General features: G+C 60.9%; 1 protein-coding gene. It reads left to right on the forward strand.

Annotated features, from left to right (window positions below; translation table 11 throughout):
- Positions 1-544 (forward strand): CRISPR-associated endonuclease Cas1 (cas1, locus tag ACK4TH_RS13020; protein ID WP_409627048.1); only part of this gene is annotated, 544 nt, incomplete at its 5' end.
- Positions 545-581 lie beyond the last annotated feature (37 nt).

Raw genomic sequence — 581 nt, forward strand, 5'->3', positions numbered from 1 at the left:
GCAGCGCTACCAGGCCCCGGGTTTCAGATTGATGGTGGCGCGAGATCTGCTTGTACGCAAGGTGGCGGCACAGCGGCGCTTTCTGTTGGAGCGCGCGCAAGAGGATTTGATGCACCGCTATGAGCTAAAAACGGCGGTGCAAAGGATGGAGGCAGCCAACCATTCATTGAAGGACGCACAGACCTTGCCGGCGTTGCGGGGTGCGGAGGGGGCGGCAGCGCAAGCTTTTTTCATGGGGTATCAGACGCTGTTTGCCCCGTCTCTGCACTTCAGTGGAAGGAACCGTCGTCCACCACAGGATCCAGTCAATGCCGTGTTGTCGCTGGGCTATACGCTGCTGCACGCTGAGGCAGCGTTGCAGGCCCACGCGATGGGGCTGGATCCCTACGTGGGTTTTTTGCATGACTTGGATTACGGGCGCGAGTCGCTGGCCTGCGACTTGGTGGAGCCACATCGCGGCGGAGTGGAGCGGCTGACGTGGCAGTTGTTTCGGGAACGGGTTCTCACCGCCGATCACTTCAGCCGGGTGCAGGGGGCTTGGTAATCCCCCCGAAATCCAGCGCTCCGAGAAGTAGAGCTAT

It is taken from the genome of Tepidimonas sp., from assembly GCF_046292505.1.
In the GTDB taxonomy this organism is placed as follows: Bacteria; Pseudomonadota; Gammaproteobacteria; order Burkholderiales; family Burkholderiaceae_C; genus Tepidimonas.